Genomic DNA, 14034 nt, shown 5'->3' on the forward strand with positions numbered 1-14034 from the left:
GGAGGACAGGCCCTTTCACTCACGTCGACGGTCGGCCCAGCGAGTTCCGCTGACGTGAAAACCACGGTCGCTGCGATCGCTGACGTCCGGAGGTTCCAGTCTATGCCGTCACGACGGCGGTAAGACAGAACCTTTGTTCTCTATTGAGAAGAGGCCCTCGAGGGGCTATATAAATTGTGATCTTCGTGCTACACAATGAGCCAATCTGTAGTGCGAAGGTGACACAATGCCCACTCCACACAACCCTCCTGCTGCGGTGCGGCGCGCGCTGCGCAAGCTTGGAGAGGACATCCATGATGCCCGTCGACGCCGACGGCTGCCGATGGCGGTCGTAGCCGAGCGCGCCTTCACGTCTCGCTCGACGCTGCAAAGGGTCGAAGCCGGCGACACCAACGTCAGCGTCGGCATTTACGCGGGCGTTCTGCAGGCGCTCGGCCTCCTCGACGGCCTGAGCCAGGTCGCCGACATCAGCAACGACAGCGTCGGTCAGGCGCTCGCCAGTGCGGACCTGCCCAAGCATGTGCACCTCAAGCGGCCAACCGGATCGTCCCACGGTGGCTGACTTCGAGGTCCATATCGATTTGGGCGGCCGCACACGACCGATAGGACTGTCGAGGAGCAATCGCGTCCGGGGCACCGAGACCATCCTCTTCGAGTATGACGGCGCATGGCTTGAGGATCCGGACCGCTTCTCGCTGGAGCCAGCTCTTGCTCTGACCCGCGGAGCCTTCGCCCCTCCTGCCGGTCTTGCGACTTTCGGCTCCATCGGCGACTCAGCGCCGGATACCTGGGGCCGTCGCCTCATGCAGCGCGCCGAACGCCGCCTCGCCGACCGAGAAGGCCGCGCGGTTCGCACGCTTGTAGAAAGCGACTACCTGCTCAGCGTCGCCGACGAGACGCGGCTTGGCGCGCTCCGCTTCCGCTGGGTCGGCGAAGAGATTTTCCAAGCGCCGATCCGCACGGGCATTCCTGCTTTAATCGAACTTGGCCGGTTGCTCCAGATCACCGAACGTATCCTCCGGGACGAGGAAACGGATGAAGACTTGCAGCTCATCTTTGCCCCAGGCTCCTCCCTTGGCGGTGCCCGACCGAAGGCGTCGGTCATCGACCAACATGGTCACCTCTCCATAGCGAAATTCCCGAAGGAGACCGATGATTACAGTATGGAGACCTGGGAAGAGATCGCGCTGCGGCTAGCTGGCCAGGCAGGTATTGCCACGCCTCAACACGAGCTGATCGAGGTCGCCGGCAAGCCCGTCATGTTGTCGCGACGCTTCGATCGTAACGGTGCGATCCGCATCCCGTTCCTGTCGGCGATGGCGATGACGGGCGCCAAGGACGGCGAGAGCGGCAGCTATCCGGAGATCGTCGACGCCCTTGCTCAACACGGCGCTCAGGGAAAGGCGGACGCGCACGCCCTCTATTGGCGGGTCGTCTTCAATGTGCTGATTTCCAATGTCGACGACCACCTCCGCAATCACGGTTTCCTGTGGCTGGGAAAGGCGGGGTGGTCTCTCTCGCCGGCATACGACCTAAATCCCGTTCCGACCGATCTCAAGGCGCGGGTGCTGACCACGAACATCGATCTCGACGAGGGGACCTGTTCGCTCGATCTGCTTGAAGCCGCGTCGATATTTTTCGCGCTCACCCTGCCGCAGGCCCGCGCGATTATCAAAGAGGTCGCGAGCGTGACCGCGACCTGGCGCGATACAGCCAAGGCGGTCGGCGCTCGATCGGTGGAGATCAGCCGCATGGCCAGCGCTTTCGAGCATGACGATCTCAAGCGGGCGCTGGCGCTATGACGAGGACCTTCCTGCACAATTTCGATCCGCCAGCATTCAGCCCGTCACGGGCGCGACCGTCGACCTCGACGTCTCGGAGATCGAGGACGCTGGGATTCGCGAAGTGTTGCAGACGCCAGGGGCTGCATATGGCGCGTAGTCCAATCCTGGACGCGCTGTTGACGCCAACCGGCGCGGGTACGCCCTTCATCTTCCGGGAACCGATTTCGATATGCCGGGGAAGGCCGCGCCTTTAGGACAAAATGGCGGCCGCCTCGACCCAAACAGACCCAGATTCCGGCTGATGGGGGGGCAATATGGCGGCCGGGCGGGGTTTCAGGCTAGGTACAACACCTCGGAGTTTGACATAGTTATCCGAAGATTTGTATCACTAAGCCCGCTCTCGAAATGAACGCGACAGCAACATGCCGTGATATCCTAGGGGCGGCAGCGGCGAGATCCAACACAAGCGGGTCCAGCAGTAAGCGAGTCGCCTCGCCGCCTGCGCAAGAACCTCGGTGAAGATCTCCTGAGGCCTCAACGCCGGAATGCACGCGACGCAACAGATTCTTCAAAGAAAATCGCGGACTTTTTGCACTCTAAACCGCTGAGAATATGTACCTTGAGCCAATCACTTGGGCCGCGGGTCGAGACCGTGGCGCCGTGGCCCGACCAAAGCAGAGCCGGAGGGAGCATTTGCCTTGGTCGAGGAGATGTATCGGAAGCAATCTGCGATGCGGTCGGGCGTATTCACCTCGTCGGGACGGCAAGATTGCCTCTGAAAGCGTGGGAGAACGCCAAATGGAGGAAGTCAATACAAGGAGTGCCGGCCGATGATGACACTGGTCAGGCGCCTAAAGGCCGCGGCTCATCTTGATCGACTTCGAATCCTGGGACTTTGTGCGCATGCGGACCTAACCGTCTGCGAGCTAGCAGAAATTCTGAGCCTGTCTCGCGAGCACGTGGTCGCACACGTTCGCCAGCTCGCCAGAGCCGGCTTTCTTCTCGGCAACGAACAGCGCCCCTGGCCTTCGTACCACCTCGAAGCAGGAGGCTCGGAAGGCGGCTTGGTTCAATTGTTGGTTGATCTCCTGCCCCACGGCGATGGCCATCACAGACAAGACCTACAGCGCCTGGAGGCGATACAGGGCGGGCGGTCCAAGGTGACCGCCTGCTTGTCCTGAAACTTAGTCCCAATGGAGCGCGAAGCTGATATGGATAATTCGACTGGCGGCGCCATCGCGGAGCTTGACACTTGCGAGTGGCCTCACCTGGCGGTCGCAGATTCTCGCGTTCACGAGCTGCTTTTAAGACAGGAGCGCCAGGAGCGGACGACCCTCAAACTTATCGCCTCCGAGAACTTCGCGTCCTCCGCGGTGCTGGAAGCGACCGGGTCTATTTTCACCAACAAGTATGCCGAGGGATATCCCGGCGCGCGCTACTACACCGGAAACGAGATTGTCGATGAGCTTGAGAACCTCGCCATTGAGCGATTGAAGGCGCTATTCGGCTGTGAACACGCCAACGTGCAGCCTTATTCCGGCTCGCCGGCCAATCAGGCTGTCTGTCGAGCGCTGTTGTGTCCGGGAGACAAGATGATGGGATTGACCCTTCCCGGCGGGGGGCATCTGACGCACGGTTGGGCCGTAAACTTCTCCGGCACTGACTATCAGCGAGCTCCGTACGGGCTCCACGAAAAGACACAGCAGATTGACCTTGACCGCTTGCGCGAGATAGCCAAACGGGAACGACCGAAGCTCATTTGGGTCGGCGGAACTGCTTATCCGCGCATCTTTGACTATGAGGCAATGGCCGACATTGCTTCGGAGGTGAACTCCTATCTGGTAGCCGACATCGCCCACATCAGCGGCCTCATTGTCGCAGGAGTGCATCCGAATCCCGTTGGCCATTGCGATGTTGTCACCAGCACCTCTCACAAATCGATCCGCGGCCCCCGCGGTGGTTTCATCTTGTCAAAGAATGAAGACCGCTATCAGGCGCTCTACCATTCCAAGAGCAAACACAATCTGGCCAAACGCATAGACCGTGCCGTGTTCCCTCTCCTCCAGGGCGGACCTCACATGAATACGATTGCCGCGCTAGCTGTCGCTCTGCACGAAGCAGGGAATGCATCCTTCCGTGTGTACGGTCAGCAGATCGTCCACAACGCCAAGGCTCTGGCCCAGGCCCTTCTGGAGCGAGGTTATGAACTCGTCACGGGGGGCACTGACAATCACATGCTGATCCTTGATCTTAGGGACCGGCCGCTGTCGGGGAAAGCCTATGCCGAGCGCTTGTCGCAAGCAGGTATCATTACGAATTTCAACATGGTGCCGGGCGACCGGCGCCATCCCGCGCTCACCAGCGGCATTCGGCTAGGCACGCCAGCAGTGACATCGGTGGGGATGCGCGAGGCGGAGATGGTGCAGATTGCAGCCTTCATCGACCTGGTTTGCCGCCAGCCCGATGATTCGGACGTCCATGCCCGCGTGCGCAGAGACGTTGCCGACTTCTGCGCTGCGTTCGACGTGCCTGGCATCTCCGACAGGTAAGGCGGCCGGATCAACTGTCACATCCAATTCCACCGTTTGAAGCGAGGACATTCCATGACCAGACAATTCGTGTTCTCTTCCGAATCCGTCGGCGCGGGGCATCCCGACAAGATGGCCGACAATATCTCAGATGGCGTGCTTGATGCGATCCTTTGCAGGGATCCTACGGCCCGAGTTGCTTGTGAAGTGTTGGTGAAGTCAGGGATGGTCGTTCTGGCTGGCGAGATTACCAGCCATGCGCAGATCGACTACAGCCAAGTTGCCCGCAATGTCATTTTGGACATTGGATATGACGACGATGCGATCGGCTTTGACGGCCGGCGTTGCGCCGTGATCTTGGCCTTGACCGAGCAGTCGCCTGACATCAGCCAGGGGGTCGACGAGGGACGAGGGCAGGATCTCGAGCAGGGAGCGGGGGATCAGGGCCTCATGTTCGGGTACGCGTGCAACGAGACCGAAACATTGATGCCGTTGCCAATCCAACTCGCTCACGATTTGACAAAAAAACAGGCAGAGGTGCGCCAAACCGGACGCCTTGGCTGGCTTCGCCCAGACGTTAAATCTCAAGTGTCCGTCCGCTATGAGGGTTTGCGCCCGGTAGCGCTTGATACCATAGTCCTGTCGACGCAGCATGACGAGGAGGTCTCACAAGCCACGGTGCGCGAAGGCGTCATTGAGGAGATCATAAGGCCGGTCTTGCCTCACGACGACCTGGATACGAAGGGGATAAGATTCCTGGTGAATCCAACAGGCCGGTTCGTGGTCGGTGGGCCGCGCGGCGATTGCGGGCTTACCGGCCGCAAGATCATCGTCGATTCCTACGGCGGTATGGGACGTCACGGCGGCGGTGCCTTTTCGGGCAAGGACCCGTCGAAGGTCGATCGATCGGCCGCCTATGCGGCGCGGTACGTCGCAAAAAACGTCGTTGCCAGCGGACTTGCGGAGGTCTGCGAGGTTCAGCTTGCTTATGCGATCGGTGTGGCCGCACCGGTGTCAGTCCTCGTCAATACATTCGGAACCGCGAAGATTGATGAAAAGAGGATCGAGCACGCCGTCCTTGAGCTTTTCGATCTCCGGCCGAAAGGCATTATCAAGGCGCTTGATCTCTTACGGCCGATTTACCGCAAGACCGCTACATACGGACACTTCGGCCGCGAAGAGCCGGAGTTCACCTGGGAAAAGACGGACAGAGCTGACGATCTTTTGCGAGAGGCAGGACCGGCAGCTGCGTGATGCACCGGTATTGGATGCGTCGGCATAGGGCGACCCATTCCAAACTGGCCAAAACAGGCCGGCCCCGGCGTGGCAAAAAGCCGGCTCGGGTTTTGGCGGAGATTTTGATGCCGGATTATGACGTGCTTTGCATCGGCAATGCCATTGTCGACATCATCGCCCAGTGCGACGAGGAATTCCTCGAGACCAACGGCATCATCAAGGGCGCGATGAACCTCATCGACACACAGCGCGCCGAGCTGCTCTACAGCCGCATGGGCCCGGCGATCGAGGCCTCCGGCGGCAGCGCCGGCAACACGGCGGCCGGCGTCGCCAGCTTCGGAGGCCGCGCCGCTTTCTTTGGCAAGGTCTCCAACGATGCGCTGGGCGAAATCTACGCCCACGACATCCATGCGCAGGGCGTCGCCTTCGACACCACGCCGCTCGAGGGTGAGCCGCCGACGGCGCGCTCGATGATCTTCGTCACGCCCGACGGCGAGCGCTCGATGAACACCTATCTCGGCGCCTGTGTCGAGCTTGGCCCTGAGGATGTCGAAGCCGACAAGGCGTCTGGCGCCAAGGTCACCTATTTCGAAGGCTACCTGTGGGATCCGCCGCGCGCCAAGGAGGCAATCCGCCAGACGGCGAAGCTGGCGCACGCAGCAGGCCGCGAAGTGTCGATGACCCTGTCGGATTCGTTCTGCGTCGACCGCTACCGCGACGAATTCCTTGAGCTGATGCGTTCGGGCACGGTCGATATCGTCTTTGCCAACAGCCACGAGATCAAGTCGCTCTACCAGACGTCGTCCTTCGACGAGGCGCTGGCGCAGATCCGCAAGGATTGCCGGATCGCCGCCGTGACCCGCTCGGAAAAAGGCTCGGTGATCGTGCGCGGCGACGAGACCGTGGTCATCCAGGCGACCGCCATCAAGGAACTGGTCGACACGACGGGCGCCGGCGATCTCTATGCCGCCGGCTTCCTGCATGGCTACACGCAAGGCCGCGACCTGCAGACTTGCGGCGATCTTGGCTCACTGGCGGCCGGCTTGGTGATCCAGCAGATCGGCCCCAGGCCACGGCAGAATCTGCGCCGCGAGGCTGAGCAGACTGGGTTGCTGTAAGGCGGCTTTTCGGCCACGTATAGCCCACCTTCCGTTGTGCAGGCTGTCCAGACAAGCGCGTGTAAATCGAACGTACCAGCCCGAGAAGGATGCCGGTTTTTTTCCAAAATTACTGATTGTTGAGGCTCAGGAACGTTGTCGCACTTCGACCAGCACTGCCGTCCGATCACGAATGGCCAACACGCGCCATTTTGACGAAGTCGTTTGAGACCGGATCGTACAAAAGGCAGATTGCCCGAGGGCCGAGCCACAGTCTGCAAACACCGGAGAGTCGCGCAGAAGGCTCAGCTCGACGGCGACTTGGAAACACGCCGCAGGCTAACAATTCACATAAACACATATACATTTGTTTATACGAAATTGACAAGAAAGTGGGCTACTGCGATTGTCCGCATGTCGTGGTTCTCCGCAAGGCGTTGCCGTAGCGGAGCTAAGAGGGGAGCCGGTGCAATGCCTACGCTGCCCCCGCAACTGTAAGCGGCGAGCCAAACCCATCAATGTCACTGGGGCGAACTGCCCCGGAAGACGTGGCAGAGGCTGTGACCCGCGAGTCAGGAGACCTGTCACGACGAACAACGTCCGCGGGCGGGGTGTCTGGTGGTCGCGGCAGCTCGGCGTTGATGCCGGCCTGCCAGCGCCTTCCTTGTCCCGGCCCCAACCATCGGGGTATGGAATGAATGTCTCCCAGCAAGTTCCCATAGCAACGCTTGGCGTGCCGCGTATCGGTCGCCGGCGTGAACTGAAATTCGCGCTCGAAAGCTACTGGTCCGGAAAATCGTCTGCTGCCAACCTTCTGGCGACGGCGAAGGCACTGCGTGCCGCCAGATGGAGCGAGCAGCACGCCCGCGGCGTGTCGAAAATCCCGTCGAACGATTTCTCACTGTATGACCATGTGCTCGACACCGCAGCAATGGTCGGCGCCGTCCCAGCTCGTTACGGCTGGACGGGCGGCGAGGTCCCGCTTGACATCTACTTCGCGATGGCGCGCGGGACGCAGGGCGATAGCGCGGGGTGCGGACACGCCAGTCACGGGCATGCAGTTCAGGGGCAGCGCGTGACCGCGATGGAAATGACCAAATGGTTCGACACCAACTACTACCTCGTGCCGGAGCTTGGCGACGATCAGACCTTCGCCCTCTCGGCGACGAAACCAGTCGATCACTTTCTGGAGGCAAAAGAGCTCGGCATCCATACACGCCCGGTCATCCTTGGACCGGTGACCTTCCTCAAGCTGGCGAAGTCTCCCGACCAGGGCTTCAATCCCATAGCGCTGCTACCGCGCCTGCTGCCGGTCTACGAGCAACTCCTGCAGAGGCTGGAGCTCTCGGGGGCCGACTGGGTGCAGACGAGCCGGCGCTTGTGCTCGATCTCAACCCGAACGAACGAGCTGCCTTCGAATTCACCTACGGGCAGCTGTCGAAAGCCGCGCCCAAGGTGAAAATTATGCTGGCTACCTATTTCGGGCCGCTAGGAAACAATCTCGAGACCGCGCTTTCGCTGAGCCTGGCGGGGCTGCATCTCGACCTCGTGCGCGCTCCCGAGCAGTTGGAGACGGTTGGTCGGCTCGCACCGAAGGATCTGGTGCTCTCACTTGGCCTGATCGACGGCCGCAATGTCTGGCGCGCGAACCTGACCGCCATTCTCGACGGCATCAAGCCGGTCATCGCCGGTTGGCCGCTGGACCGTGTCGAAATTGCGCCTTCCTGCTCGATGCTTCACGTGCCGATGGACCTGCGGATGGAGACCGCGCTCGATGTAGACGTCCGTTCGTGGCTGGCATTCGCCGCCCAGAAGACTGAAGAGCTGCTCGTGCTGGCCCAAGCCTTGTCCGAAGGCAGGGAGGCCGTAACAAGCTGAAGGCTTCTGATGAGGCGGCCGCCGCGCGCGCAATGTCGACAAAGGCCCACGATCCGCTCGTCCGCGGGCGCGTCAGCAGCATTGACGGCGCCATGAAGCAACGAAAGAGCGCATTTGCCAAGCGCTCGAGAGTCCAGGCTGACACGCTCGCCCTGCCGCTGTTCCCGACGACGACCATCGGGTCCTTCCCGCAAACGCCCGAGGTGCGCAGGGCGCGCTCCGCTCATGCGAAGGGCCGACTGAGCTATATCGACTACCAGGCCTTTCTGAAGAAGGAGACCGAGGCGGCGGTCCGCTGGCAGGAGGAGATCGGGCTGGACGTGCTGGTACATGGCGAGTTCGAACGCAACGACATGGTGCAGCATTTCGGCGAGCAGCTGTCCGGCCTCGCCTTCACCCAGCATGGCTGGGTGCAAAGTTATGGCTCCCGACTCGTGCGCCCTCCCATCATCTTCGGCGACGTATCGCGGCCCAATCCGATGACGGTCTTCTGGTGGCAATTTGCCCAGTCGCTGACGAAAAAGCCGGTGAAGGGCATGCTCACTGGTCCAGTGACGATTTCTTAACTGGTCTTTTGTGCGCGACGACGTACCCCGCGCCGAGGTCTGCCGCCAGATCGCACTCGCTATCCGCGATGAAGTGGCCGACCTCGAAAGAGCTGGCGCAAGGGTGATCCAGATCGATGAGGCCGCGTTTCGCGAAGGCTTACCCCTGCGGACGTCCGATTGGAAACATTATCTCGGCTGGGCTGTCGAATGCTTCCGGCTCGCCTCGACGGGTGTAGAGGACGCGACCCAAATTCACACCCACATGTGCTATTCGGAGTTCAATGAGATCATCGACTCGATCGCTGAACTGGACGCGGACGTGATTTCAATCGAGACGTGGCGCTCCAAAATGGAACTGCTGGACGCCTTCACCAAGTCGAAATATCCGAACGAAATCGGTCCCGGCGTCTACGACATTCACTCGCCACGTGTCCCCGAGATCGGCGAGATTTTGCATCTCGCCCAACTTGCTCGCGAGCGACTGTCGGACGGCCAACTGTGGGTGAATCCGGACTGCGGCCTCAAAACAAGGAAATGGGAAGAGGTCCGCCCTGCCCTCATCAACATGGTCGCCGCAGCATGCGCGCTACGGGAGAAAGCGCAGGCGCGGGCCGCCGAGCCACTGTGACCAAACATTTGGCCCGCGGGCCTCGCGCATAATTTGAGGCAGAAAGGACGGCATCGAAAGCCGCGAAGACATCGGTCGACGCGTGCGAGTCCCCACCCTTGTCGTCCAGCCGAAGGTCGGCACGACGGCTCAGCGCCGGGGCAGGATCTGGGAAGCCGCTTAGTCCCCGGACGGGTGATTTCGACCACGAAGGAAGGCGGTTTTGTCCGTGAGCTTCTGCCTAACAGGGCCAGCGGCCGACAGACGCGAGGGATCAACGCTTGCAGATGCCGCCTGTGCACCGGCACCATCGACAAATCGGCGGCGAGGTTGACCATCCAGAGTGTCTATATCAAAGGATATGCGTCGCATTTGGCGGGCATCGACAAATAGCCATACCGCCCAGCCGCAAGCTGCGACCATTCCTCATCGCTTGAATTGAAGCTGGCTGCATCTGGCACGGCGTGTGCTCCGCTTTTGCTGAGGTTCGCTGGAACAGAGCTTTTCACGCGCACGGCTCGCCGTGGAGTGTTGCTTTGACACAAAGGCCCCCGTCGGCATTCCGATCGGCCCAAAGATCTCAGGTGTGCTCTCCGAGCCTACCTTTCCGTTGTGTAGCTACCGAGGAGTGGCGAGGAGTGGAACCAATCAAGGTGTAAGGAGCATCTAATGTCGAACATGATGAAGGCGCTGGTGAAGGCCAAGGCCGAACCGGGCATCTGGATGGAAGAGGTGCCGGTGCCGGAGATCGGCCCAAACGACGTGCTGATCAAGATCAAGAAGACGGCGATCTGCGGCACCGACGTGCACATCTACAATTGGGACCAGTGGGCGCAGAAGACGGTGCCGGTGCCGATGGTGACGGGCCATGAATTCGTCGGCACCGTTGCCGATTTCGGCGCAGCGGTCACCGAATACAAGGTCGGCCAGCGTGTATCGGGCGAAGGCCACATCGTCTGCGGCCATTGCCGCAACTGTGGCGCCGGGCGAGGGCATCTGTGCCGCAACACGCTCGGCGTCGGCGTCAACCGTCCTGGCGCCTTCGGCGAGTATCTGGCGATCCCGCAGCACAATGTCGTGCCGATCCCCGATGATGTGCCCGACGAGATCGCCGCGATCTTCGACCCGCTGGGCAATGCCGTCCACACCGCACTCTCCTTCGATCTGGTTGGCGAAGATGTGCTGGTCACCGGCGCCGGGCCGATCGGCATCATGGGCGCGCTCGTCGCGCAATGCGTCGGCGCGCGCAAAGTGGTCATCACCGACATCAACCCGCTGCGGCTGGCGCTGGCGAAAAAGCTCGGCGTCCAGCATGTCGTTGACGCCTCGAAGGAAAAGCTGCGCGACGTCATGCCGGTGCTCGGCATGACAGAGGGGTTCGACGTCGGCCTCGAAATGTCGGGCGCCGCCCCCGCTTTCCGCGACATGATCGACACCATGAACAATGGCGGCAAGATCGCCATTCTGGGCATCGCGCCAACCGGCTTCGAGATCGACTGGAACAAGGTCATTTTCAAGATGCTGCATCTCAAGGGCATCTACGGCCGCGAGATGTTCGAAACCTGGTACAAGATGATCGCGCTTGTGCAGGGCCCGCTGGATGTCTCCGGCCTGATCACCCACCGCATCGGCATCGACGATTTTCAGGCCGGCTTCGATGCGATGCGCAGCGGCAGTTCCGGCAAGGTGGTGATGGACTGGTAGGGCGATGGCCGGCTTAACTTTGCGAAGGTGGTGACGGGACACCGCCTGGCTGTCGGCGATCTCCTCGCCTGGGAGCTGGCTGGTGCAATGGCTCCCCTCCAACGTGAGCCGAATGGTCGGCGACGTAGGTGGCCCAATCGGACGAGGCTCTGACCTGCCACCGGATTTTCATCCAGCCGCAATTAGAGCCTCGGCGGGTTTTACGCCGTATGGCGCGGGTTGAGCAACGGCGGAGCTGGTCGGGGTTGCGCAGCCGATCGTCCGTTGCGGTGAGATTGGCGGCATAGGCCGCGGGCGTGAGATATCCGAGCGCTGAATGTGGGCGTGATCGGTTGTAGTCGTCCCTCCATTCGGCAATCGTCGTGCGGGCATGGTCGAGGCCGAAGAACAAGGTCTCGTTCAAGAGTTCATCCCGCATCCGCCCGTTGAAGCTCTCGCAGAAACCGTTCTGCATCGGCTTTCCCGGTGCGATGTAGTGCCATTCCACCTGGTGGTCCTTCGACCAGGCGAGCATGGCGTTCGAGGTGAATTCCGTGCCGTGATCGGAGACGATCATGCCGGGCTTGCCGCGGCGGGCGATCAGGTCCGTCAGTTCGCGCGCCACACGCCGGCCCGAGATCGAGGTGTCGGGGATCGCCGCCAGGCACTCTCGCGTCACGTCGTCGACGACGTTGAGAATGCGGAAGCGCCTGCCACAGGCGAACTGGTCGTGGACAAAATCCAGCGACCAGCGCGCGTTGGCCCGGGCCTCCATCAGGATCGGCGCCCGGGTGCCGACCGCACGCCGTCGCGCACGCCGTTTGCGCACCGCCAGCCCTTCCTCGCGGTAGAGCCGGTAAATGCGGTTGATCCCCGCCGGCTCGCCATCCTGCCGCAGCAGGATGAACAGCCGCCGGTAGCCGAAGCGGCGGGGTGCGTTGGCGAGATCACGCAGCCGGCCGCGCAACTCCGTCTCCGGCGGCCGCCGCGGCCGGTAGCGGATCATCTTGCGCTCGGCGCCGACAATGGAACAGGCCCGACGCTCCGACAGACCCAGCACGGTCTGCAGATGCGCGACGGCTTCGCGCTTGGCGGCGGGCCCTACCATTTTTTTGACAGGAGCTCGCGCAACGCCGAGGCTTCCAGCATCTGGTCGGCCAGAAGCTTCTTCAGCCTGGCGTTCTCCTCCTCCAGCGCCTTCAGCCGCTTGGCGTCGGAGACCTCCATGCCGCCATACTTCGCCTTCCAGTTATACAGCGTCGCCTCGGAGATCCCGTGCTTGCGCGCCACATCGCCCGCCTTCGCCCCCGCCTCGTGCTCGCGCAAAACCGCGATGATCTGCTCTTCCGTAAAGCGCTTTCTCTTCATCTGTCCGTCCTTCAATCAGGCCGGACTCTAATCAAAGCCGGAGGAAATTACCCGTGGCAGGTCAGCTCGTAGCAATTCGCCCAGATCGGTCAAGGAAAATGCTCACAGGCCCCATCGTCTGCTTTCCAATGCTAGGATCGAGGCCGAGGTGTTGTGGGCGTTTCAGGCGGTAAGATGGGATATGTGATCTCCGGTCGCTTTCCGGTCAGCGAATGAAGGTAGGCAACGATCCGATCGATTTCGATTTGGGTTAGCTCTTCGCCAAGCTGGGTGGTGCCCATGATCGCGACCGCCTTGCCCAGGTCCCAGACCTTGCCCGAATGAAAGTATGGCGCGGTGATTGCTACATTGCGCAGCGACGGCACGCGGAAGACATAGGAATCCTCTGGTAAATTGGTGACGGCAAATCGTCCCTTGTCGTTCTCCGGCAGAATGTCGGCGCTAGGCTTCTCAACCAGGCCGAATGGATAATAACCGTCCCCCCCAAGATTGACACCGGAATGGCAGGACGAGCAGCCCTTTTCGATGAAAAGGGCCAGGCCCTGTTTCGCTTCGGGGCCGATGGCGGTGTCATCGCCGTTGAGGTAGGCGTCGAACGGGGCTGGCGTGACCAGTGTTGCCTCGTAATCTGCGAGTGCGGTGGCTAGGTTATCGAAGGTGATCGGGTCGGCCTCCCCCGGGAAAGCTGAGTGGATCCACTCCACATATTGCGGCATCGATTTGAACGTCTCGACCACTTGGTGCGATGTGTTGGCCATCTCGGCACCGGCCTGTATCGGCCCTTTGGCCTGAGCTTTCAGGTCTTCGGCGCGACCGTCCCAGAACTGTGATTTGTTGAAGACAGAGTTAAACACCGTCGGGGCGTTGCGCTGCCCCTTCTGCCAACCATGGCCAATCGAAGTTTCACGATTGTCGTCGCCCCCGGTGGCCAGGTTGTGGCACGAGTTGCAGGAGAAAACGCCTGAGGACGAGAGGCGTGGATCGAAGTACAGTGCCTTGCCGAGGGCAATCTTCTCCGGCGTGCTCGGGTTGTTGGCGGGCGCCGGCGTGAATGGCAAGGGCTTGAAGGTGGCCAGTGCCGTTTCTCTGAGGTCTGGCGGAATGGACCGCGCAGCAAAGGCTGTGGCTGCCACAAGCGCAACAGCCACCGCAGGGAATAGAATTTTCATAAATGGAGTCCTTACGATGTGCACGGAAACCATTCTCCACATGCGGCTTGCGAACGCCCTGCGCTAGATCAGCGGATCGAGGGAATCGTGCCTGCCGACCAAGCCGATCGAGCGGCGGAAACAGTAACTGCGGTGT

General features: G+C 61.2%; 8 protein-coding genes, 2 pseudogenes and 1 riboswitch. Of the genes and pseudogenes, 8 read left to right on the forward strand and 2 right to left on the reverse strand.

Annotation, left to right across the window (positions count from 1 at the left end):
- The first annotated feature begins 226 nt into the window (after window positions 1–226).
- From AC0NID_RS00110 to tdh, 8 genes and pseudogenes are all read left to right on the forward strand, one after another.
- Window positions 227–562, forward strand: a complete 336-nt coding sequence (locus AC0NID_RS00110) for a helix-turn-helix domain-containing protein (protein ID WP_473458595.1) — start codon at window positions 227–229, stop codon at window positions 560–562.
- Entirely contained in the window at window positions 555–1802 is a 1248-nt protein-coding gene (locus AC0NID_RS00115; RefSeq protein ID WP_473458597.1) for a type II toxin-antitoxin system HipA family toxin, read from the forward strand. Before AC0NID_RS00110 ends, AC0NID_RS00115 begins: the two co-directional genes overlap by 8 nt.
- A gap of 815 nt (window positions 1803–2617) precedes the next feature.
- Entirely contained in the window at window positions 2618–2965 is a 348-nt protein-coding gene (locus AC0NID_RS00120) for an ArsR/SmtB family transcription factor (RefSeq protein WP_473458646.1), read from the forward strand.
- A 30-nt stretch (window positions 2966–2995) separates the two neighbouring features.
- On the forward strand, window positions 2996–4333 hold the full coding sequence (locus AC0NID_RS00125) for a serine hydroxymethyltransferase (protein ID WP_473458648.1): 1338 nt from the start codon (window positions 2996–2998) through the stop codon (window positions 4331–4333).
- Between the two features lie 54 nt (window positions 4334–4387).
- Window positions 4388–5566, forward strand: coding sequence for a methionine adenosyltransferase (gene metK, locus AC0NID_RS00130; protein ID WP_473458599.1), 1179 nt, complete (start codon window positions 4388–4390; stop codon window positions 5564–5566).
- A 107-nt stretch (window positions 5567–5673) separates the two neighbouring features.
- Window positions 5674–6666 (forward strand): adenosine kinase, encoded by a 993-nt coding sequence (locus AC0NID_RS00135; protein WP_473458601.1) that lies wholly within the window; start codon window positions 5674–5676, stop codon window positions 6664–6666.
- Window positions 6667–7048: 382 nt separating this feature from the next.
- A riboswitch (cobalamin riboswitch) is annotated at window positions 7049–7248 on the forward strand.
- 115 nt (window positions 7249–7363) lie between these two features.
- Window positions 7364–9699 (forward strand): annotated as a pseudogene (metE, locus tag AC0NID_RS00140) (5-methyltetrahydropteroyltriglutamate--homocysteine S-methyltransferase).
- A 648-nt stretch (window positions 9700–10347) separates the two neighbouring features.
- On the forward strand, window positions 10348–11382 hold the full coding sequence (tdh, locus tag AC0NID_RS00145; protein WP_473458603.1) for an L-threonine 3-dehydrogenase: 1035 nt from the start codon (window positions 10348–10350) through the stop codon (window positions 11380–11382).
- Window positions 11383–11550: 168 nt separating this feature from the next.
- On the opposite strand, the pseudogene AC0NID_RS00150 reads toward tdh, so the two are convergent.
- Together AC0NID_RS00150 and AC0NID_RS00155 are read right to left on the reverse strand one after the other, a co-directional pair.
- Window positions 11551–12729 (reverse strand): annotated as a pseudogene (locus tag AC0NID_RS00150) (IS3 family transposase).
- A 131-nt stretch (window positions 12730–12860) separates the two neighbouring features.
- Window positions 12861–13898 (reverse strand): cytochrome-c peroxidase, encoded by a 1038-nt coding sequence (locus tag AC0NID_RS00155; protein WP_473458605.1) that lies wholly within the window; start codon window positions 13896–13898, stop codon window positions 12861–12863.
- Window positions 13899–14034: the final 136 nt, after the last annotated feature.

It is taken from the genome of Mesorhizobium sp. WSM4821 (genome assembly GCF_055901555.1).

What these genes read in the sequence shown, in the direction of transcription:
- AC0NID_RS00110 (WP_473458595.1), top strand. Translation starts at nt 227, where the DNA reads ATGCCCACTCCACACAACCCTCCTGCTGCGGTGCGGCGCGCGCTGCGC.
- AC0NID_RS00120 (WP_473458646.1), top strand. Translation starts at nt 2,618, where the DNA reads ATGACACTGGTCAGGCGCCTAAAGGCCGCGGCTCATCTTGATCGACTT.
- AC0NID_RS00125 (WP_473458648.1), top strand. Translation starts at nt 2,996, where the DNA reads ATGGATAATTCGACTGGCGGCGCCATCGCGGAGCTTGACACTTGCGAG.
- metK (WP_473458599.1), top strand. Translation starts at nt 4,388, where the DNA reads ATGACCAGACAATTCGTGTTCTCTTCCGAATCCGTCGGCGCGGGGCAT.
- AC0NID_RS00135 (WP_473458601.1), top strand. Translation starts at nt 5,674, where the DNA reads ATGCCGGATTATGACGTGCTTTGCATCGGCAATGCCATTGTCGACATC.
- tdh (WP_473458603.1), top strand. Translation starts at nt 10,348, where the DNA reads ATGTCGAACATGATGAAGGCGCTGGTGAAGGCCAAGGCCGAACCGGGC.
- AC0NID_RS00155 (WP_473458605.1), bottom strand. Translation starts at nt 13,898, where the DNA reads ATGAAAATTCTATTCCCTGCGGTGGCTGTTGCGCTTGTGGCAGCCACA.